A 20,127-nucleotide genomic window follows, 5' to 3' on the forward strand; every position below is an offset into this window, starting at 1 on the left:
CTTGACCAGTTTTAGTATTTGTATAAGTAGAGATTATACAAATACTAAAACTGGTCAAGTCAATTTACTGACCTGACCTAATATGGAACAAAAGTATTAGTGTTTCTTCCTTTGACGTCTATAAGTACCAATAGATAATCCTAGAGCTACACTCACTCCAGCAACTAAGCCTATCAGACCTGAACCACCTGTGAAAGGCAATTTAATATTTTGACCATTATAAGGATAGCTAACAACTACTTCGATATCTGTCCCATCTGCCAATGTCTTATCCGCAGCTAATTCTGGAACACTCTCTTGTGAAGGTGCGCCATACCCCTTAGCAGAATAATCAGGAGAAAACACTGCACTAAAATTCCCTTGAGAGTTTGTATCAGCTCCCCACGCTGCTCCAGGAACTGTTCCATCTTCATTTGCAGGAACATCTACTGCGCCATCACCATCCGTATCATATCCTAGAACAGTCCCCTTATCATCTTCAACAGCATGAGCTGTAAAAGTAACTTTTTGAGTTTCTGCTGTTCCTAAAACAATATTATGATCATTCGCATCCACATAAGTGATATTGCGAGTAATCGTTTTAGATTGCTCCACTATATGAGTTAAAGGTGCATAATAAACATTGATAGATAAATCCGCCTGATTAGAACGCTGAATTGTTTGTGCCATCACCCGAGTCAAATCTGGAGGCGTTGCTTGATTTGGGTCATCCGTTGAAACAACTTTCATATGTTCTACTTCTGGATTCGTTACAGCATCAAAAGTTGCCGTCTCTCCAGCCTGTACTGGTAGCCATCCCTCTGTAGTTACTTTCCCCGTATTATCCAATGCAATATCATTGGAATCTGTAACATTACTAGGAATATAATAACTACCAATCGTAGTTTGTGTCACATTATCTTTAACAGAAACAAAAGAAATTGAAGCATTATAGTTCGGAGCTAAAACCGTTGTTTTATCACTATCCGCAAGATAATGAATCGTTTCCTTTGTTGTATGGAGATTGACAGTAGAGTATGTGTGAGTCAAATGAACAACATAATTATTATTTGCACCCGTCGTATCTGCAAAAAGATTAGATACTCCTACTGTACCATCTGAAACCACCTGATAACCTTGACCTTCATAGGCAGAAATCGAATTACTTGTACTATAGTTAGAATTACTAATATTAGTAAAATCATCCACACTTAATGTTTTCCCAGTCACATCATCTATATATGTCACTGTCGCTGGAATAATTTTTTTATAAACATAAGTAACCGTTGTCCCATTTACCAAAAAATTACCCGTTGTGGTTTCATCTGCATTAATACTAGCACTAGAATCAGTACTTGTAACATGATCTAACACATAGCCCGTAGGAATAGGATTTAGGGGATTTGTACTATAATTTGAGCCTGCATTTCCTGACTGGGTTGTTGAAGGAGCGATCGTATTTCCATCTGTATCTACATAATTAACATTTAACGTTCCCTGTGCAGGAACAAACGACATAGATGTCAATGCGAATTGTTGATTATTAAAATAACCTCCAGTGCTTGCAGATATAAAGAATGAAAGTACTGTAGAAGCTGAGGAAACTCCAGCCATCTGTTCAAGTGTTGTAATAGGAATTGACCATAAAAGCCCTGCATAATTGACATTTACAAGACCAGTTGATGCAGTGTAGCCAAACGTAATAGGGTGAAATTTATCATCTTCTAATGCTTGAATATCTTTTTGTGGAGAATCCGTTCCGTTATACATTGTTTTATAGTAGCTATGCGTCGGACTTGAAAACATCCATCCAGCATTTCCATAAGGACCACCATTCCCAGAAGGAACAGGGTTAGTATCTCCTATACTCCAAGTATTTGGATTAGTCGAAGTCACTTTCCCAACAATAGCATCAGGGTTCCAGTAAGTATCTGCTCCCCAGCCAAATGTACCAGGCAAACTACCAATTCCTAATTCCCCACCTTTATCTCCTACTTTACCAGGCAATGCTGTCGTCCATCCAAATCCTACACCATCCGCACCATTCAAATGTCCTATATTTAGGTAACCATTAATAACCCAATCGCCCGACATATCAAATTGATTTTTCATCGTAGCAATTCCCGCCTGATTATTAAGTGCTGTTGTAAGAGTAAGAAGACCTACTGAAGTATCACTTGCGCCAAGATTTGTGTTAGTAACTGTACCATCAGTGTGAAGAAACATATCAGAGAAATAAGTCGCTGTTCCTGCAAGTTGAAAATAGTTCAAAAAGTTTCTTGGTGTCACAGTTATAGTAGGTGTAGCCGCGGCATGAGCTGTTATTACTTTTAAATTATCAGGAAGCGCATTATTAATACCACTGGTAGTTGAACCCACAGTAAGTACCATCACGCTTAAAGTAGTGAAAAGACGAGGGAAAAATTTCTTGATAGTTCTTCTCTTATTTATTCGCTTTACTCTCATTACTTTCCCCCTTTCTTTTTTTAGTCATTAGCGCTCCAAAAATAATGAAAGCACCTAATAATCCTAAGCTCATGCTCGTCATCTCTCCTGTTTTGGGAAGAACATTATTCCCTTTTTTCACGACTGTTTTTTTCACAGATGCTTTATTATTCTCTGATTGAGGCACCTTCTTAGCAGGAGTTACCGCCTTACTATGTGAGGGATCAATACTTGATTTAGGATAGATATAAACCTTATCCAAATAGCCATCCTTACTTCCATTGACAACAGGCAATCTTAATAAAATAGTGGCTGCTGGGTGCGAAAGATGAACAGATGGATTAGCCACTTCTTTCACACTATAAAAACCATCTTGCAACACACTCTGAGCAATTCCATCACTTCCTGTAACAACTGTCATAACATCACCAACAGTTTGATAACTCGAAGGATTTGATAACTGAATCGCATCCCCATCGCCAGTAGGAGAAAGTTTCTGAATCTCGTACTCTATGCCTCCCATTGGTGAAAGTTCATTCCCTTGATTATCTACTGGGAGATTATTAATCTTCTCACCAGTATTTATCGTCTGCTCTTGACTAAAACTACTCGAAGTCGCATTCAAACCATATTTCACAATAATCAATTCTTGTGTATGTGTCGAACCTAATTGCCCTTGTGCTTGCACTTTAAATCCTAATCCCATGATGCTAAGTATCAAAAGGGAGAGTATAAATTTTGTTTTATTTTTCATCATTTTCTATAATTGATTCTGCCTCCTTTCCTTTCTTTTCCTTCTTTCTTTTTTGATAGTTTATCCACTGGTAACCCATATAAGCACTTGCTATCAGAGCAAGAACTATGGAAAGCAGGATAATCCAAAAATTATAACCATATTGATTTCTTTGAATTTTCTCAGTTGGTGTCTGCTCTGTGTAAGGAATACGTTTCCCAGTCACTAAGAGACGATGGTCATTAATTCCTGTAGGGTAACAGGTTACCAAAGTCACTTCATCTTTCCCTTTATGAATACCTAAAGATGACACATCTTCAGGTAATACCACCTTGGTTTGAGTAATCTTATACTTCAACTTCAAATTCAAGGTCGTCACATAGAAGACATCTCCAATTTTTAGCTTATCAAGATTGGTAAACAAGGTATTATTCGCTCGCCCCGAATGTGCTGAAAGAACAGCATGGGTATTTTTTCCACCAATCGGTAAACTCGTTTGAGGTAAATGACCAATTCCCACAGACAATGTTCTTTCAGAATCACCATGATAAATAGGAATATCCGAAACCTTTATTTGTGGAATACTCACATAACCTATCATTCCAGAAGCATCAATCTTCAATGCTTTATCATAATTAGGAATAGATTTATTATAAGAAATCTTTTGACTCATATCATAGATATAAGTGTTATATTCCTTTGCCAGTTGAAGCTGTTGACTGATTTCACCTTGTGAAAGCTGAGAACGTTTCGTTGTAAAAGTAGAAACCACTTCTGAAGTTTTGTGAGAAACGAGAAGATTAGCTACGATAGGATAAAACAAGATACCAAGGGCTATTATCGCAAACATAGGACTAAGAAAATCACGAAAGGAACGTTTTTTTCTTTTATTTTTCATTGAGGACGCTCCTTTCATGAAAAGTGACGCTGAATGTCACTTTTTCTTATTCTGCCTTATTGGCTTTACGACGACGAATAACAAGAGAAGCACTTGCAGCAACCCCTGCAACAACAACCAAACCAATCATGCCCTGTCCGCCAGTAAATGGAAGGTGGATTGAATCCCCGTCAAGATTGTTATCAATATTAGCAGTTGCTGAATTATCATAAGTAGCTGTTACTTTGAACGGCGTAGGGGCAACATCGTAGCCTTCTGGCGCAGCTGTTTCCACGAGATAATAATCTTTCGCTGTAGTTTTTGCATCCCCTGCTTCATCTGTTCCAGGATCTGTTAATTCCAGCCCGCCAAAAGTAGCAGCACCCGTTGCAGAAGTCGTTTCAGTATAATCTTCTGTGGTGACACCTTCTGGCACAGCCGCTTTATCTGGATAAAGCATTCCTGTTGTTGTATCTTTTTGGATATAATCTCCATTTTTTGCATGGTCTTCATCAATAGCAATGGCAAAAGTAGCTCCTGCAAGAGCTGTACCAGATGTTGAATCTACTTTCGCAATACTAACGGCCCCAAGATAAACGTCTGGCGTATTGCCTGGTGTGTTATCTTCTGGATTATTAGGATTACCTTCTGGATTAGATGGATTTTCCCCTGGTGTTAAGTCTGTTCCATAAGCATTTTCAACATCTGGTAGGTAGCTATTTCCTATCTGTCCATATTTATAATCAGATGAAACCGTTGTTGTCAAATTCGTAACAAAGACTGCTTTTTGATTATCTCCTACCGTAGGATAAGCTGCCATAATTTTATCAATCCCTACATTCGTTAATGTAAGAACAACCTTACTGCCAGCTCCAGAAGTCCCTGTCAAAGTATAATCCGTTCCTTCAGTCAAGGTTAAATCTGTAAGGTTACTAATCGAATTATCTGTTGTATCTTGAAGTGCCATACTAAAACTGATTGATTTATAAGTTAAATCCTCACTTAATTGATCTGTTAATGAAAGACTTCCATAATTATAAGTATTATCAGGATTTTCAGAACGCATAGATTCTGGGAAGCCTTGGACAAGATTCCACGTTACATCTTGACCTGCAAAAATACTTTGTTGCTTATAAGAACCATCTGCACTAGAAGTTCCTAAACCAAGCGTTTTATCTGAACCACTTTCCTTATCCATATCCAATTTAGGATAGACATTCACATTGTAGTTCCATTCTCCATCCGTAGATGTCCCACCGCCGTTCATTGGAACTTGAGCAATAAAATTATCCATAGCTGTAATCCCACCACCTTGCGTTACTTGTTGCACAAGATAGTAACCATTTGTTGTACCCAAATCAGCGGTAGCTGTTCCTGTTTCGTCTGTTGTTAATGTTCCTGTTTTTCCTCCTTCAACAACAACATAAGTATTTGAATCGTTTGGATTCATGGTTGTGGCGGACTGACCAGCCAATGGCTCAATTTGAGTATAACTAAATGTCACATTACTCATTGGATCAATATTATCCATATCTGTGTTATCTGTTCCATCCAAGTTTTCTGTTGGAGGAGTGGTATTAGCACCTGCATTCGCATGAATAACCAAGGAACGTGGGGTCGCAGTATCTGGCGAACCGGATGTATCAGCAGATACTGCTAAAATTGAACTTCCTAGGGTGGTAACCGTTAAAAGGGATACTGTAGCCAGTGAAAGTTTGCGATTGAGTGTTTTGAATGTAGAATTTGTCATATCTACTTCTCCTTTAAAATAAATTATTAACGACGTGTTACAAGCAATGCACATATCAATTCAAAAAAACATTCCGAAAAACCTAAGTTTTTCGGAATACTTTTCTAATATATCCTAGCAAGATTTTATAGCACATTTTTATTTAAACCTCCCTAGAAATACCACTTTTACAGCTAATAGTTAGTCATCTGTCTTACATTTGTTTCAAAAACATAAATATATTTAGTAAAACTATTGACATTTTATCTTAACTGTGTCATACTATTAATATAGCAATCACACTTTGAATTCAAATAACTCTAACTATGTATTAAAAAGTTATTTTTATACGAAAATCTTAGGTTTTTCGTATATACTTATTCATTTATATTTATTTTATGATAAATAGTAAATAAAAAGATATCCATATTTGAATATCTTTTTATTTTGGATTTTATTTAAAGCGTCTCTTACAGAAAGTGCTTTTATATCTTACTAATATTTATTCACTCTTTTTCCTAGGAATTCTCCTAGAAACAAACATACCAAGCACACCAATCAGAAGCCCTGAAGTAAACACAAGCAACCACCTCACATCAAACTTCTTACTAGTAACAGTAGCCACTTTAGGTGTTACATTTTTTGTAGTTAAAGGTTTTGCAAAGAAATTGAAGATATTGTTAGGATTTGCGCCTGTAGCTCGCGTATTAGAAAGTACAGTAGAAAAGTTTGTAGAATAATCCTTACTCTTCTTCAAATCACTATTCGTATTTCCAATCATATCATTAGTGTTTTTAATCACTGTTTGCGCCGATTTTTGAGTTTGTGTCACATTTGCTACCAACTGATCAAAATCTTTTGAATTATCCTTAATCAGTTGTGAACTCTTTTGTGTATCTGTCGCTGCTTTACTTGTCGAGCTGACCAAGCCAGAAATAGTCTTATAAAGACCATCACTATCATCTTTATCATAGTAAAGCGCCTTATTTGTCGAAGAATAATCTTTCCAAGGATTTTCCGCAAGCAAAATTGTCTTATTCTTCTTCCAAGCTGCATGGTCATTATCAATCGTTGCTGTTATTTGTTTATACCAAGCCTGCAAATTTTGTTCAGACTCTGTAAAATAATTCGCTGGCATATTTTTATCTAACTTCGCACTATCGTTAGTCATAACAGAAATACTTGACTGCACTGTTTTCACAGCATCAGCAACTTTTTCAATATTACTATTTCCTAAGTCCATGTAATTATTAACATCTGTATCACTCAAACGAATAGAAATATCATTCATATCCACATTATTGTACATATTATAAACAGATTCTTTATTAGCTTCAAACTCGCTTACTGCCGTATAATTTTCTAATGATTGATAATCCGAACCTGGCGCCCCATAAATAAAGTTAATCAAAGAGGCTGCTGTATCAATTTTATTTAAAATACTTGTGATTGTATCAAACTTTGCTCCTCCTGCATAAGCACTTAATTCACTCACTGGCAAAAAAGTATATGTGCTTTGCCCCACTTCCTGATTGCTAGGATTGGTCCAAGAAAAATTAACTGTTGCATCTACCGGTGTAATATTAGGAATTAAATTAAAGTCTATCTGGAAATCAAGTTTAAATGTTTCTGGCGTCGCATTAGGTACGATTGTCGTTGAACCGTCAGCATTTGTAACTGTTCTAGTTGAAGGATTGTTTAATATGATACTATTTGGCAAAGTTGTTATATCTGTTTCCGACGCATTAGAAGGACTAACAATCGTTGATGATAAAAGTGTTACTGTTGCGTTTGTAGTTGAATAGTTAAGCGTATATGATTGTCCCGCAGGAACCGTGATTGTTAAAGTTTTCTCACCAGTTTGGTCATTAGTAGTAGGAGCATCTTCAAAATTCACCGTTCCCGTTGGCAAATCAAACGCACTGGCATAATTCTGCAACAAAGTAAGTTCATTATTATATTTATCAATACTAGTGGTACTCAAAGATTGTGGAGAATTTTTTCCCAACGCTTCAAACAAGCTTGCATAATTTGCTTGGCCAACCGAAATAGAACTTAATAAATCAGCAATTTGATTAGGATAACTATTTGGCAACATAGGTTTTTGTTCAAAAGATGAATGTACAAGTTGAGCCAGCGCAGCACGCGCATTATCCGAATTTTGATAAGACTCAAGACTACTATCAGGAGTATTTCTAACATCTAATGTTTGATTAAAAAATTGTAAATACAGCTGATTCTCTAAGTCTTGCAATTCTGATTCTTTCTCCTCCAAAGCTTGAGACTGTGTATCTAAATGATTTTTTACATTTGAAATTAAATCATTATATTGTGAGATTTGATTTTGGAGCTTCGCATAAGTTCCCGTGTCAGGATTAGAAAAATCACCAAGTTCTTTTAAGCTATCATTATAAGCAGTATCAGAAAGTCCCTTATAAAATGTCGCATCACTCCCTGCTTGGTCCGTAATACCAGCATTCGCATTTTGCAAATTGATATCAGCAATCTTCTTTTGCGTGTTAAAATAAGTTGTCAAATCCGGCAGCTGTTCATTAAAAGTTTGACTCGTATTTTTTAACAAACCAACTGTCGCTGTAGTAAATGAATTTTGCGCCTCTATCCAAGAACTATTCACACCTTTTAAAGCATCAGCAGATGAAATAACTGTGGAATAGTTCTGATTCGTCGTTTGAAAAGGCGTATAAATAGTATTACTTAATTGATTTAACAAACTTCCCTGACTTCCAACCACATTATTCATATTCAGTTGAGCTTGAGCAACATTACCTGCAACACTTGCATAATACATCTTAACAATATTTTGATTAAAATCATAAAGAATATTTACAATCTTATTCTGTAACATCTGATTTGACAAAGCAGACTGATTATTTGCAACTTTATAGTCCAATTCCGCTTTCGTCGGGTCTATATCTTGCAAAGTCAGGATATCTTTGGAAAATGACTGAGGAATATAAATGACAGCATCCACAGACTTATCATCATAAGCTTTATTTGCTACAGCTCGTGGTACTACCTGCCAATTATATTTACTATCATTAGATACCAAATTCACAAAATTTTTACCAAAATTATAATTTTGCTTATTAAAACTCGCAGTTTCATCCTCATTGACAAGCGCAATGGTTGGTTTTTTATTCTGCCCCTTACTACTAGCATTATCACGTAAACTCAAAAAGACAAAAGTCCCCACCAAAGCCAGCAGAACCACCGTCAACAAAGTAATCGTAATTATTCTTATTTTCTTTAAATTTTTATTATAAATCATTGTTTTTTCCTATCCTAAGTATAACCACTGCAACTAAAATACTTTTTATTGATTTGATAAATACTTCTTCGCATATTCTTTATAATTAGGTTGCTTCTACCTTCTTGTGGAATCTATACTTGATAAAGACTTCTATCCAAATTCAAACCTATAATTGTCATTTTATTTCTCTACACTTCCTTTAGAAAATTTAGAACGAGCAATCATTTCATCATATTGTTGTGCAAATTCTTTTTCATCCTCATTTTCAAATCCTTTAAAAAGTACTTCCTCTACATTTTCTTTATTAAAGAAATAAACTACTTCAGGTCGAGCCATTCCTAAAGGGATTAGTACAGAGCCATAATCATAATAAACTTCTTCTTCGTTTTCTTTCACAACACTAGCCCTAGCAATAATCATCAAAACTGAACCATCTCCATGTTTCAATGTCACAACACTACCTAAAGGTAAAATTTCTTTATTCATTTTTAACTCCATATTCTATTTTTCTTTTTTGATATTTTTCGACAACATTTAACCAACGTACAGGATTGTTTATCCACAGAAAAAGCACACAGACAAAAGGCATTATTCCTAAAAAACTAATACCTATAATTTCACTTCCTATTGCTTTACCCAGAAATTGGCTTTGTTCATTAATAGCGTATGCTATAGGAACTATAGATATAGTAAGACCGATAAATGCTACTGTAAGAAGAAACATACCAGCTTTTTTCCAAAAAGTCACTTTTTTATTACTGAAAATATTCCAATAATTATTATTACGAATAGCATAACCAAATTCCTTACTATTCGCAAAAGACAGTTTATTTTGGTTTTTATATAAAGCTCTATACACTAAAAAACTCAAAAATAAAAATTCAATTCCCCACAATAGTACTAGTAAAATAAAAGTATCAATAGTATACTTACCTGAAAGAATATTCGGTCTGATAGTTATAATTGAACCCAAACTCCCTAACAATAATATTATCCCTAAGATTATAATAATATTTCGTGAACTATTATTATTTTTTTTTGTATTTAACATCTTACTTTTGGGAGCTTTTAGTGGTATTTGTTTTTTTGTATCAAAATATATCGCATTCCCATCAGCCTCACCAATATATATTATTCTTTTCATCATTTGCCACCCTTACCAAAGCTTAAAATTATCTAAATTCCAAGTCCCATGTGCAAATCCATCATAAAGAGTATTGGCAACACCACCTACAACATATCCTCCTACAGCTCCTGCAACAGTACCAACAACTGGAATAGGAATTGCTGTTCCAATAGCGGCACCTGCATATATAGAGCCAACTGCAGTAGCAGTATGAACTGTTCCATCAACTATAGCACTCTCTGTTCCATATTTATCTTTACGAGATTCGTAAGTTGAAACGCCATCAAGTACTGCTCCAGCACCACCTAAAGCACCTACTCCTTTTAAACCATCACTTATTTTTCCAGTTCCACTTAAAACCTCATCTACATTTTTAGCTCCTTTTACAGACTTAAAACGATTAACATCACCATTTACCTGTTTAATTGTTTTAAAACCAGATTTTGAACTTCTAGTAGATACCGATGACTTCCATCCTGTATTATTTTTATGCTTTGTCCACCATGCTAATCCCTCTCTTACACCCACATAACCAGCAGAAACATAACCTCCATCATTTGCAGAATGACTCATTTTATCTAAAATCTCTGCATCCTTTTTACTACTATGAAGATTCTTGAACCAAGATTTATCAACTCCTTTAGGTAAAGTGTATTCACCTGTTTTATTATTGATAACTATAGCGCTCAATAATACTATATCCTGTAATATAATCTTAAATTCATCTACATTATCAGTAAACAACGAACTCACACTAGTATTAAAAGTATGCAATCTTTTTAGTTTATCCTGAACCTTTTGTATATCTGCTTCCGTTGTCTTCAGTTGATTTTTATTTTGTTGCTGAAAATTTGTGTACATAGTGTTTAGAGCTTTATTATCACTATCATCACTATGGGCTGACATTAATAATCCTAAAAGGTTGATTTGTGTTCCCAACGCTGCTTGTTGAACTTGTAAGGCTTGAAGTTGTTGATTAAGCTTATCTTCATCTAAAAGCTCTCCACCAGCTGCATTTGATGCACTTTTATATTTACTCAATTGTGAATTAAGATTAGTAAGCGCTGAAGCAGCTTTTGAAATTGTAGGTATGACAAGTTCTGTGAACATTCCATTTCCTGCCGTATAAGTTGCGCCTGAGAGCGTATGCCCATTTAGTGCAGAAGTTAAATGTTGACTAGCTCCTTTCATGCCACTTACCATTTCTTTCCCTGTAGCAATATTTGTTTGCATTGCACTTATTAGCGCTTCTGAATCTGATGGATCATAGATTAGTCCCATGCTAGATTGTCCCTCTCTTTCTCAAGCGTTTCTCGCTCATCTTCAAGCATTTGTTTTTTCTTTTTGTACTCCTGAGATAGTTCTTCTTTTTGATTGGAAATAAGCTGTGAGAAATATCTCTTTTTTTGTTCTGTTTCGCTAAAAGCATTTTGGATATGACTGCGCTTGTTAATGTCAGCTTCAATTTCTTGAATTTCTCGAAAACTTTGCATCATTATTTCTTCAAAATTTTCAAACGTCTGGACTGTTTGTCTCTCTTCAAGTTGTAATTCTTCCGTTTCGCGCTCTTTTTCTGAAATTTTAAGATTATATTCAAACCGTTTATCTGCATTTTTATCTTTTGGCATTAAAATCCCCAATTCATCTGCGATAAATTGCTGGCATCTTTTTTGTCTCGTTCTTCCATTACTGCTGCAAGTTTTGGAAACTTGTCTGCTTGTGTTTTGATTCCTGACTCAAGTTTAGATAAATCACCAATAATTTCATTAGAAAGCTTCGCTGCTCGCTTCATCCCTGAAATATTACTTTCACCCAATGAATATTTTTGTCCTGTAGTTCCACTTTCTTTAAATTTTGAAACTGCATTCTGAGCATCGCCCAAATTTGATTTAACCGCCGTTGCCATTATTAACCTCCTTATTTTCTAAATTTATAAAATGGATCTTGTTTTAACATTTCTTGTTCCTTATTTATATCAAAATGTTGTTCTACTACCAAAATTTTCTCTTTGACTTCTACATCTTTGATAGGAATAACAGCTTTTTCTGTTGTTTTTACTTCTTTTAAAGCTCCTGTCATTTGCTTCATCATGTCATCAAGAAAATCATCGTCTTTTTTGTCACGATAGCCCTCTACATAAGTATTAGTAATTTCAGACTCCTCAACCGTGAGAATGTCTCCTTGATTCGCTGATACATCTCCAAAAGGATGAGGAGCCAAACGGTATCTTAATATAGTCTCTCCCTCTCTATTCTTTCCAACCGCACGAGCAATAACAACATATTTCGTATCTGGAAGAGCTGCCGTATTTTCAACTTCAACCATCGTTCCTAAACCTAAAAATTTGAGTTTTTTTTCATTTTCTTCGCTCACTTCACTTCTCCTCATTCATTGGAATTACAATATGAGAAAGATTTTCATCTCTCACGCAATGAAGGACATTACGCTCAAAAATTTCTTTCTTCACATCTGACGGAAGATTTTCAATAAAATGTTGGCTATTCAAATCTCCTCCAAAGAGAAGTTGAGTTATATTTTCTTTTGCTGTAATTGTTGCCATAGCAAAATTATTTCCAACTTTAGACATATAATCTATGAAAATCAGTTGTGTATTAAGTGAATTTTTTTCAATTAAAGCAGTAAATTGCATTTGTTGATAAGTTAATTTATCTAAAATATCGCCTATTCCGTTAAAGATAATCAAGCGCCGAACTTCTGAATTTTCAGAAACAAGATGTTGAATAGCTTCCTTAAAGTTCAAAGACTGGTTAGCAATTTCATCTCGTGATATATAAAGCGAAACATTATCTGCATATTTTTCCATACTTTTTAGTTCATCAATCAAAATAATCTCTGCTCCATTTGTATTTTTAAATATTTCTTGAAATACAAACGGTTCAATAACATTGAATTGTTTTCTATTTGTAGGAAAAATTCCTAAACTCTTATTTGCAAATAATTCAAAAGCTTCTACTTCTGAAGTTTCTTTATCTAAGCCAAGATACACTTTATTATTTTCAGACTTTGAGATATAAGATTGGAAAGTTATAGGTGTTAATTCATCAGGCACCATTGGAATAGCTTTAGGTCTTTCACCTTTCCATAATTTATCAAGTGTTTTTACTTCTTGCTCAAGATTTTCCAAAACTTCAGAATCATTTTCGCCTGCTGCGGCAAGATAGATTTGCAGTGCTACAGGAAAATCCAATTTCATCTGAGCGCGTCCTACAATTTCTGACTGTTCAAGACGGTCATGTCCAAAGAGATTAGAAACTTCATTTTCATCATTAAGGAAAAGAGCAATCTTCGTTTGAATATTTCCCATCATATTCATACGAATAGCATTGAAACGTCCAGCCGTAAGGATGAGATAGACACCGACTGCAGCTCCATCACGCAATACCTGAATCAGTACTTCATCAATTTCATCTCGGCGTTTACTTTGGGCTAAAGCATCATAATTGTCTAAAAGGTTAACAACGATTGGAAATTCAAATCCTGTTTTTCTCCTATATTGTCCAAGTGTAGCAACACCTTCATTTTTGAAGGCTTGTTTACGTTCAGAAAGCATTGTACGCAAGCGCTCTAGCATTTTTGTAAGCTTTTCATTTTCTTCAATCGTTACAATATCCGCCACATGAGGTAAATCTTTCAGGGGAAGCAAGCCGTTTGTACCAAAATCCAAGAGATTAAATTGTACTTGTTCTGGTGTGTTTTGGCGTGCTAGGTTCATGACGATTGTTTGGAGTGTTGTTGATTTACCGTAGCCTGGGCTAGAGAAGATTACTGTGTGACTTGCTTCTTCTAAGTCAAATTGATAGGTTTTTTGACTTTGTTCGCTTGGAATATCCATTAAACCAAGCGGAACGCTAAGTTTGCGTTTTTTAGCTTGTTTAACTTTAGGAGTTTCTATGCTTGTCCCGAGATTTGGTAGCCATGGTTTTGCTGGTAATGTTAGAGCTGAGTCTTTGAACGTTTTTTTGATGCCTTCGATAACTGCTTCTAACTGTGTTGGTAAATCACTTGTGTCATGTCCTTGGACGACATCTTCTCCTGGGTCATAAGCAATTTCTATCTGTCCTAATTCTGTGATGCTGTGGATACGCTCATCTACTGTTTCTTTTTGTATTGCCTCAGGGTCGTAAGGAACACCTGCATAGCCAGATTGGAAGAGTTCATAAACTTCGTTTTGTCCGACTTTGAGGTAACCTCGTCCAGGTTGAGTAATGTGGGCAGCATCGTGTGTTTTTAGAAGTTCGTTAGAATCCTGTTCACTTGCCATTTTAAGGGCGATTTTACTGGTTGAGTTGGCTTCGATTTGGTCATTAACAACTCCAGATGGTTTTTGTGTGGCAAGGATTAAGTGAACACCAAGTGAACGTCCGATACGTGCAACAGATGTCAGTTCGTCTAGGAATTCTGGAACATTTGATTTTAATTCAGCAAATTCGTCACTGACTAAGATAAGATGTGGAATGGGTTGTTCTGGATAAACAACATCAGGCTTCTTTTCATGTCTTTTCTTATAAAGACTCATATAGCCATTGATATTATTAACACCGTATTTGGCAAATTCTTTCATGCGTTTATCAAGTTCTGCCTTGATAGAGGCTAAGGCACGCGCTGTTCCTGCGCCGTCTAAGTTGGTAATTGAACCCATAAAATGAGGAAGTCCTGCAAGTGTATTGGCAATTCCTCCACCTTTCCAGTCGATAATCAACATACCAATATCTTCTGGTGAGAAGTTAATTGCTAAGCCAATCAAGTAGGTGGTCAAGAATTCAGATTTACCAGAACCAGTAGTTCCTCCTACCAATGCGTGAGGCCCATGGACACGTTCGTGCAAGTCCCAATACATATATTCTGATTTTCCACGCCAGCCAATAAGGGATTTGATAGATTTATTTGGCTCTGCTTCTGCCCAGCGTTCTTGGATTTTTAAGTCTTCTATGGTTTTAACTTCGTATTGTTCTAATAAAGAGAGACTTTCAGGAATTGCATTTTTTTCAACTTCGACGTGTTCTAGGTTTGAAAGTTGGCGCAAGCTTTTTTCAAGGTTTGGAAGTGCGTCGTAAGGTTCAAAGGATTTCACAACATAAACTTTATTGTCATTGATGATTTCACCTGCACTTTGATTTTTGTATTCTACAAGTGCGGTAACTGTTTCTGGAAGGAGTTTTTGGTCTTCTTTTGCCCAGATGACGGTGACACCTAATTCACTCATATCTTCTGCGAGAAATTCGTTAATTCCGTGCCCTGCAAGATAAGTGTCATCAAAGATTGTGAAAATATAATGTGGACTAAATTGTGGTTTTTCTTTGCCTGATTCTTGTAATACTTGTTTGCGTTTATTCAAGAGTTGATAGAAACTACTTAAAACAATATCTCTTGTTTTTGCATCATGAATCAGTCCTCTAAGTCCTAACTCTTGGAGTTTGAAATGAGGTAAAACGCGGAAGCTTGCCCAGTCTTTACGGTAGCCTTTTTCAGGTACAAGGCTAATGAAATTAACATCGCGGTAAGAGTGAAAGAATGCGAGTTGGAGTAAAAGATTTGCAACGGCTGTTTTGAGTACAGGATAAGTACCGACGAATCCTAATGTTTGATTTGTCAAGTTAAGCGTTGTTGGTACATCTCTTTGAGTTGAATAGAGTTCTATTAACTTTTTAACTCGTTGGGTGGTTTCATCTGTATCTCGTGTATTAACATCTGATTCTACGGAAAGATGTGAAGCTTGTTTTCCTGTTCCTAGAGAAACTTCTAGGAAATCTTTGTTGTTTGCCATGCGCTCATAAATGCGTGAATTGTAGGTTTCAAGCATGTCAGAGAGCGCTTGTGGAGAAGGATTTCTAAAGTTTAAAACTTTTGTTTCTTCTTTGTATTTTTCGGCAATATCCGCACTAATGTTAATCAAATAGCTATCGTAATTTTCTTTGCGTGCTTCGTCTTCGATTTTTCTTTCTTTTTTCTCACTTATGTACTGAGAAACAGTGAAGGCTGCTGTGATAATGCTCATGAAGCCCATTCCTAGCATCATCAATGGATTTCTACCAGAAAGCACGCTTGTGAGTCCTGTGACTGCAAGCATTCCAATTGGCGGCAAAATGGCTTTAAAAATTCCATTTTTGCTTGCTTTTGGAGTTGCTTCAATCTTTTCAATCTTAAATTTATCTTCGGGTGGTTCTAAGTGAAGGCGTGGGCTTCTTCTATATTTAGGAAAATCTTCTGGAAATTCTACTTCTGGAGCTTGTTTTAGGAAATGTCCTTTTTCAAACATAAGGTCATTGGTAAAGGTAGTAATTTTCCATTGTTCCCGCCGTTTTTCAAGTAAAAAGTAAGGTGTTAAAATCTGATAGCCTGTTTTGATGCCTTGAACATAATGATGTCCTTTAATAGGGCTGTCATTAAAATACAGAAAATCTTCTTTTGCCTCTAAACTAAAGCCGTCTTTGTGAATAACAACTTGTCCATCTCCTTTGCTTATAATGCTTGCGATATCGCTTGAGTCAATAACAAAATAGTCGTCTTCATTGATGATAAAAGACATGGTTTTCGCAGTTTCTGGGGAAATGACAAAGATTTTTAAATCTGTATCTGCTATTTCAGAATAGCCAAGTGCTGTGGGATTTCCACCAATCCACAGTGTGTCATTAAAGGCACTAAAAGGAATGCCTTGATAAGTTAAAGTCGCACGATGTTCTGAAAGGGTAATTGTATGGAGAGCTTCTCCTAAAATATAGATGACAAAGTAGGTATCACTTGCATCTAAACGATTGTCAAGAAAAAGTTGCTGTTCTTTTGCTTTTTCTATAATTTCAAATCCTATATCAGCCATAACTTTCTCCTACTTCTCTAATTTCTTGGATAACTCTTGAATTTTTTTGTTGTATTTGTCTAAGAGTTGTTGTTTTTTGGCACCATTCATCGTTGTATTGAGTTTGGTTGTTTCGTAGAGATTGGTATATGCAAGAAGCGTCAACTGGTTGTCTCCTAGATTTTGGGCAAGGTTTAATGCTTCATTAAAGTTTCCACGCCCTGTATTTACCCAATAATTTAAGGTATTATTGTCAGATTTTGTTGAAACGTTGTTTAAAATGGATTGTTTTTGTGTCATGGTTAAATCTGATAGATTGACAGAACTTACTGCTAAAATGTAGCGCGCGGATTTTGGAAGTGAACTTGTGGAATATTTTTGTAAATCTGTTTGAGTTTGAGCATAGTTATTGGTTAAGAAATCAGTTTGTGCGGTGATAATCGCATTTTGTTTGTGGCTATTACTATAAAATGAATAGGTAAACCAGCCTAAAACTAGGGCAAGTACAATCGCTAAGATACCGAAGTATTTGAAAAATCGATAACGTCCTTTAGAAACGGAAGTTACTTTTTGATTGACTTTTGTTGTTTCTTTTTGCGTTTCTTGGTTGATAAATGCAATAATTTCTGGGATACTTTCAAATTGGTTAATTGCTTGGGTAAATTTATCATTTGTCGTATTTGTTCCAGAAACGAGTGTTTCAAAGGAATTTTTCGGGGTAAAAATGTTAAAGATAAGTGCTTTATATGAATTTAAAAATTCTTCTGAGTTAAGTGAAAAAGGTGCTACTAAATCGCGCAAACCAAAATGAACGACAAAAAGATGCTCGCCTTCGAGGAAAATATTTTCGGGATGAAGGAAAGGAATGCTATATTGGTTAGCTAAATTTGAGAGACTTGCCAGTTTTTGAGCAAGCTGTAACTTATCAAGTCGTGATTTTGTTTTTTGAATCGTTGTGGCTAAACTTTTTGCATTTTCTGGAACTGAGTAGGAAAGAATCCAGTTTTCATCTTCTTCTTTGGCTGTGACGTTTTCAGGTAATTCAGGAAGTGCAACTTTTTTGAATTGTGTACTTAAAAGATTTACTTGAAAGTTTATTTTATTTCTTTCGAGAGTTAATGTGGTTGTTCCATCAGATACTTTCATTGTTATGCTCCTGTTTTTCTTGTAATGGAATGATGCAAAATACATCGCCATTTCCTATGGGTAAATCTTTGATGAGGTCTGTCTCATCTACGAGAATGTCTTTGTCTTTGAGTTTGAGTGTCCAATCTTCTGGCAATCTAGCATTTTTTAGCGTTTCGTGCATTAGTTCAACGAGACGTCCCATTGTGACTTCTGTAGGCACTCGAAAATCTAGCTGTTGTTCTTTGAATTCAAGGCTAATGTCAATCTGTGTACTCATCTTTTCTTTCTTAAACTCCTCTTTGCATTTTTTCGTCCTAAGAAAACCGCTAAAAACACTAAAGGAATGGCGATAATTAAAAGAAGCCAGTACCATAGTGTTTTTTGCGTGTTATTCTCATTTGTGCTGGACGCAATGACTTGTGGTTTATAATCAACAAAAAGTGCTTTTGTAATTTTTGAAGTATCGGTATTATAAAGTGAATTTACCGTTTGTTTTGAAAAATTGAGAGCTTTTTGCTGTTCGGGGATTTTATCTTGCATTTGTGCTTTAACTTTTTGGTTCATAGCAGTTGTAAAAAGTGCGTTACGGATGGGAAATTCGCTTCCTGTTCCTACTCCACCGTTGGAATTGGTGACAACATTGCTGTTGAGTTGGAGGCTTCCATTGTCATCTGCTTTGCTTTTTATGCTTATCAAAAAGATGAAACTGCAACAAAGTGCAAGAAGGATTATGTGTGTTTTTTTCATATTTTTCGATTTTTTAATAAAAAGACGCTACAACAAAGTAGCGTCCTCTTGAATTGAATTAGAAGCCGAAGCTTTGAGCATCTTGTTGATCCCGTTCTGCAACAGTATCTGCATATTTATTCAATTGTTGGTTAATGCTTTCGAGAAGGTTTTCAAATTGAACAACGTTTTGATGGAGTTGGTTATATTGTTCCAAGTATGCTTGGAAGGCTTGACCTTTCCATTCTTCAGCGATTGTGTTATTCATTGAATTTACTTTTTGAATCGCTTGTTCGATTTCTTCTTTAGCCTGTAGATAGACTTGTGATTGGGATTTTAGTTCCTCAGGGGTTACTGAAATCTGTGCCATAATGGTTTTCTCCTTATGATTTTTGTTGATAAAAATAGGTTATCTGTATTCTTGATAAGTTATTTGCTCGAAATTATCTGAATTATTGCTGACAAATTTCGTTTAACGCTTTCTTATCCTGATTACAATTAAATATTAACATTTTATTATTTGTTCGTCAAGAAAAATAATAAAATAATTGTTATTTTTATTCACGAGAGATTATTTTGTTTCTCTATTGTATTATTTAGTAACTTTTTGTAGTTATTTTGAATTATTTTTCTATGATTTGAAGAAAATAAAAAAGCCCATTTCATAAGAAATGAGTTTTTATTCTTCTTCTATTCGTTTCATGCGGTTGAGAAGTTGGCGCTCGCCTAGGAGAATAATAAGGAGCAATAAGCTCCAACCTCCCATAAATGCGGCTGTTTGGATGAGTTCGTTCCCTTTTGGAGTGATAAAAACGCGCTCTGGATATTTATTAGCAACATAAACTGTGATTGTCTCGCCTTCATTTCCTAATTTATGAAAATAGGCATCTAGGGGACGTACTTGGTGTTTTTTTCCGTCAAATGTGTAGCGAGCTTCGTGAAATGAGCGTAAATCATCGCCATAAACTATTTTGGCTTGGACTGGCGTTTTTTCTAGGTTTTTATTTGCCATATGAACGCCTGTCAGGAAAATGGCACTTCCCAGCATGGCTAGTGCCACGATAAGCATAATAATCCGCAAAATTTGTTGAAAAATGGTGACTGTTTTTTTCATTCATTGTTCCTGTCAATTTTATTTTCTGATAAACTTTATTCTTGTACCCATTCTACCATTTTTATGTCATAATTTGCTTAAAATTGCGTGATGAATTTTTTGACAGGATTGTCAAAAAAATTTTTTATCTAAAAAATCTGAGATTAGCGCCTGACAGACGGGAAAACTTGGACATTTTGTGGTAA

The 20,127-nt window shown here is 35.5% G+C and carries 17 protein-coding genes; all 17 read right to left on the reverse strand.

Annotated elements, in window-relative coordinates; genetic code table 11:
• Positions 1-96: 96 nt before the first annotated feature.
• The 17 genes from KJS36_RS05070 to KJS36_RS05150 all read right to left on the reverse strand — a co-directional run bounded on the left by KJS36_RS05070 (position 97) and on the right by KJS36_RS05150 (position 19,942).
• The gene (locus KJS36_RS05070) at positions 97-2,445 is read right to left on the reverse strand and encodes a lectin-like domain-containing protein (RefSeq protein WP_213534984.1); all 2,349 of its coding nucleotides are present in this window, start codon (positions 2,443-2,445) and stop codon (positions 97-99) included.
• Positions 2,423-3,130 (reverse strand): LPXTG cell wall anchor domain-containing protein, encoded by a 708-nt coding sequence (locus tag KJS36_RS05075; RefSeq protein ID WP_213534986.1) that lies wholly within the window; start codon positions 3,128-3,130, stop codon positions 2,423-2,425. Before KJS36_RS05075 ends, KJS36_RS05070 begins: the two co-directional genes overlap by 23 nt.
• A gap of 37 nt (positions 3,131-3,167) precedes the next feature.
• Positions 3,168-4,055, reverse strand: a complete 888-nt coding sequence (locus KJS36_RS05080) for a class C sortase (RefSeq protein ID WP_244842689.1) — start codon at positions 4,053-4,055, stop codon at positions 3,168-3,170.
• A gap of 46 nt (positions 4,056-4,101) precedes the next feature.
• The gene (locus tag KJS36_RS05085; protein WP_213534990.1) at positions 4,102-5,784 is read right to left on the reverse strand and encodes a SpaH/EbpB family LPXTG-anchored major pilin; all 1,683 of its coding nucleotides are present in this window, start codon (positions 5,782-5,784) and stop codon (positions 4,102-4,104) included.
• A 481-nt stretch (positions 5,785-6,265) separates the two neighbouring features.
• Positions 6,266-9,052 (reverse strand): type VII secretion protein EsaA, encoded by a 2,787-nt coding sequence (gene esaA, locus KJS36_RS05090; protein ID WP_213534992.1) that lies wholly within the window; start codon positions 9,050-9,052, stop codon positions 6,266-6,268.
• A gap of 162 nt (positions 9,053-9,214) precedes the next feature.
• Entirely contained in the window at positions 9,215-9,520 is a 306-nt protein-coding gene (locus KJS36_RS05095; protein ID WP_213534995.1) for a DUF4176 domain-containing protein, read from the reverse strand.
• Positions 9,513-10,181 (reverse strand): hypothetical protein, encoded by a 669-nt coding sequence (locus KJS36_RS05100; protein WP_213534997.1) that lies wholly within the window; start codon positions 10,179-10,181, stop codon positions 9,513-9,515. The genes KJS36_RS05095 and KJS36_RS05100 overlap by 8 nt, the downstream gene beginning before the upstream one ends.
• 9 nt (positions 10,182-10,190) lie before the next feature.
• Positions 10,191-11,441: a hypothetical protein gene (locus KJS36_RS05105; RefSeq protein WP_213534999.1), complete on the reverse strand. Its 1,251-nt coding sequence runs from the start codon at positions 11,439-11,441 to the stop codon at positions 10,191-10,193.
• Positions 11,432-11,788 carry a hypothetical protein gene (locus KJS36_RS05110; RefSeq protein WP_213535000.1) on the reverse strand — a complete coding sequence of 119 codons (357 nt, stop codon included), beginning with the start codon at positions 11,786-11,788 and terminating at the stop codon, positions 11,432-11,434. The genes KJS36_RS05105 and KJS36_RS05110 overlap by 10 nt, the downstream gene beginning before the upstream one ends.
• Entirely contained in the window at positions 11,788-12,066 is a 279-nt protein-coding gene (locus tag KJS36_RS05115) for a hypothetical protein (RefSeq protein WP_213535002.1), read from the reverse strand. Before KJS36_RS05115 ends, KJS36_RS05110 begins: the two co-directional genes overlap by 1 nt.
• Positions 12,067-12,077: 11 nt before the next feature.
• On the reverse strand, positions 12,078-12,533 hold the full coding sequence (locus KJS36_RS05120; protein WP_213535004.1) for a DUF4176 domain-containing protein: 456 nt from the start codon (positions 12,531-12,533) through the stop codon (positions 12,078-12,080).
• Position 12,534: 1 nt separating this feature from the next.
• Positions 12,535-16,995: a type VII secretion protein EssC gene (essC, locus tag KJS36_RS05125; protein WP_244842691.1), complete on the reverse strand. Its 4,461-nt coding sequence runs from the start codon at positions 16,993-16,995 to the stop codon at positions 12,535-12,537.
• Between the two features lie 9 nt (positions 16,996-17,004).
• Positions 17,005-18,120 (reverse strand): type VII secretion protein EssB, encoded by a 1,116-nt coding sequence (essB, locus tag KJS36_RS05130; RefSeq protein ID WP_213535007.1) that lies wholly within the window; start codon positions 18,118-18,120, stop codon positions 17,005-17,007.
• Positions 18,107-18,379 (reverse strand): EsaB/YukD family protein, encoded by a 273-nt coding sequence (locus KJS36_RS05135; protein WP_213535009.1) that lies wholly within the window; start codon positions 18,377-18,379, stop codon positions 18,107-18,109. Before KJS36_RS05135 ends, essB begins: the two co-directional genes overlap by 14 nt.
• Positions 18,376-18,849, reverse strand: coding sequence for a type VII secretion protein EssA (essA, locus tag KJS36_RS05140; protein ID WP_280520332.1), 474 nt, complete (start codon positions 18,847-18,849; stop codon positions 18,376-18,378). The genes KJS36_RS05135 and essA overlap by 4 nt, the downstream gene beginning before the upstream one ends.
• A 58-nt stretch (positions 18,850-18,907) precedes the next feature.
• The gene (locus tag KJS36_RS05145) at positions 18,908-19,198 is read right to left on the reverse strand and encodes a WXG100 family type VII secretion target (RefSeq protein WP_373306160.1); all 291 of its coding nucleotides are present in this window, start codon (positions 19,196-19,198) and stop codon (positions 18,908-18,910) included.
• A 309-nt stretch (positions 19,199-19,507) separates the two neighbouring features.
• The gene (locus tag KJS36_RS05150) at positions 19,508-19,942 is read right to left on the reverse strand and encodes a hypothetical protein (protein WP_213535013.1); all 435 of its coding nucleotides are present in this window, start codon (positions 19,940-19,942) and stop codon (positions 19,508-19,510) included.
• Positions 19,943-20,127: the final 185 nt, after the last annotated feature.

The organism is Lactococcus nasutitermitis, assembly GCF_018403765.1.
GTDB classification, from domain to species: domain Bacteria; phylum Bacillota; class Bacilli; order Lactobacillales; family Streptococcaceae; genus Lactococcus; species Lactococcus nasutitermitis.

What these genes read in the sequence shown, in the direction of transcription:
- KJS36_RS05095 (WP_213534995.1), bottom strand. Translation starts at nt 9,520, where the DNA reads ATGAATAAAGAAATTTTACCTTTAGGTAGTGTTGTGACATTGAAACAT.
- KJS36_RS05100 (WP_213534997.1), bottom strand. Translation starts at nt 10,181, where the DNA reads ATGATGAAAAGAATAATATATATTGGTGAGGCTGATGGGAATGCGATA.
- KJS36_RS05070 (WP_213534984.1), bottom strand. Translation starts at nt 2,445, where the DNA reads ATGAGAGTAAAGCGAATAAATAAGAGAAGAACTATCAAGAAATTTTTC.
- KJS36_RS05085 (WP_213534990.1), bottom strand. Translation starts at nt 5,784, where the DNA reads ATGACAAATTCTACATTCAAAACACTCAATCGCAAACTTTCACTGGCT.
- essC (WP_244842691.1), bottom strand. Translation starts at nt 16,995, where the DNA reads ATGGCTGATATAGGATTTGAAATTATAGAAAAAGCAAAAGAACAGCAA.
- KJS36_RS05150 (WP_213535013.1), bottom strand. Translation starts at nt 19,942, where the DNA reads ATGAAAAAAACAGTCACCATTTTTCAACAAATTTTGCGGATTATTATG.
- KJS36_RS05110 (WP_213535000.1), bottom strand. Translation starts at nt 11,788, where the DNA reads ATGCCAAAAGATAAAAATGCAGATAAACGGTTTGAATATAATCTTAAA.
- KJS36_RS05145 (WP_373306160.1), bottom strand. Translation starts at nt 19,198, where the DNA reads ATGGCACAGATTTCAGTAACCCCTGAGGAACTAAAATCCCAATCACAA.
- essA (WP_280520332.1), bottom strand. Translation starts at nt 18,849, where the DNA reads ATGAAAAAAACACACATAATCCTTCTTGCACTTTGTTGCAGTTTCATC.
- KJS36_RS05105 (WP_213534999.1), bottom strand. Translation starts at nt 11,441, where the DNA reads ATGGGACTAATCTATGATCCATCAGATTCAGAAGCGCTAATAAGTGCA.
- KJS36_RS05135 (WP_213535009.1), bottom strand. Translation starts at nt 18,379, where the DNA reads ATGAGTACACAGATTGACATTAGCCTTGAATTCAAAGAACAACAGCTA.
- KJS36_RS05075 (WP_213534986.1), bottom strand. Translation starts at nt 3,130, where the DNA reads ATGGGATTAGGATTTAAAGTGCAAGCACAAGGGCAATTAGGTTCGACA.
- essB (WP_213535007.1), bottom strand. Translation starts at nt 18,120, where the DNA reads ATGAAAGTATCTGATGGAACAACCACATTAACTCTCGAAAGAAATAAA.
- KJS36_RS05080 (WP_244842689.1), bottom strand. Translation starts at nt 4,055, where the DNA reads ATGAAAAATAAAAGAAAAAAACGTTCCTTTCGTGATTTTCTTAGTCCT.
- esaA (WP_213534992.1), bottom strand. Translation starts at nt 9,052, where the DNA reads ATGATTTATAATAAAAATTTAAAGAAAATAAGAATAATTACGATTACT.
- KJS36_RS05115 (WP_213535002.1), bottom strand. Translation starts at nt 12,066, where the DNA reads ATGGCAACGGCGGTTAAATCAAATTTGGGCGATGCTCAGAATGCAGTT.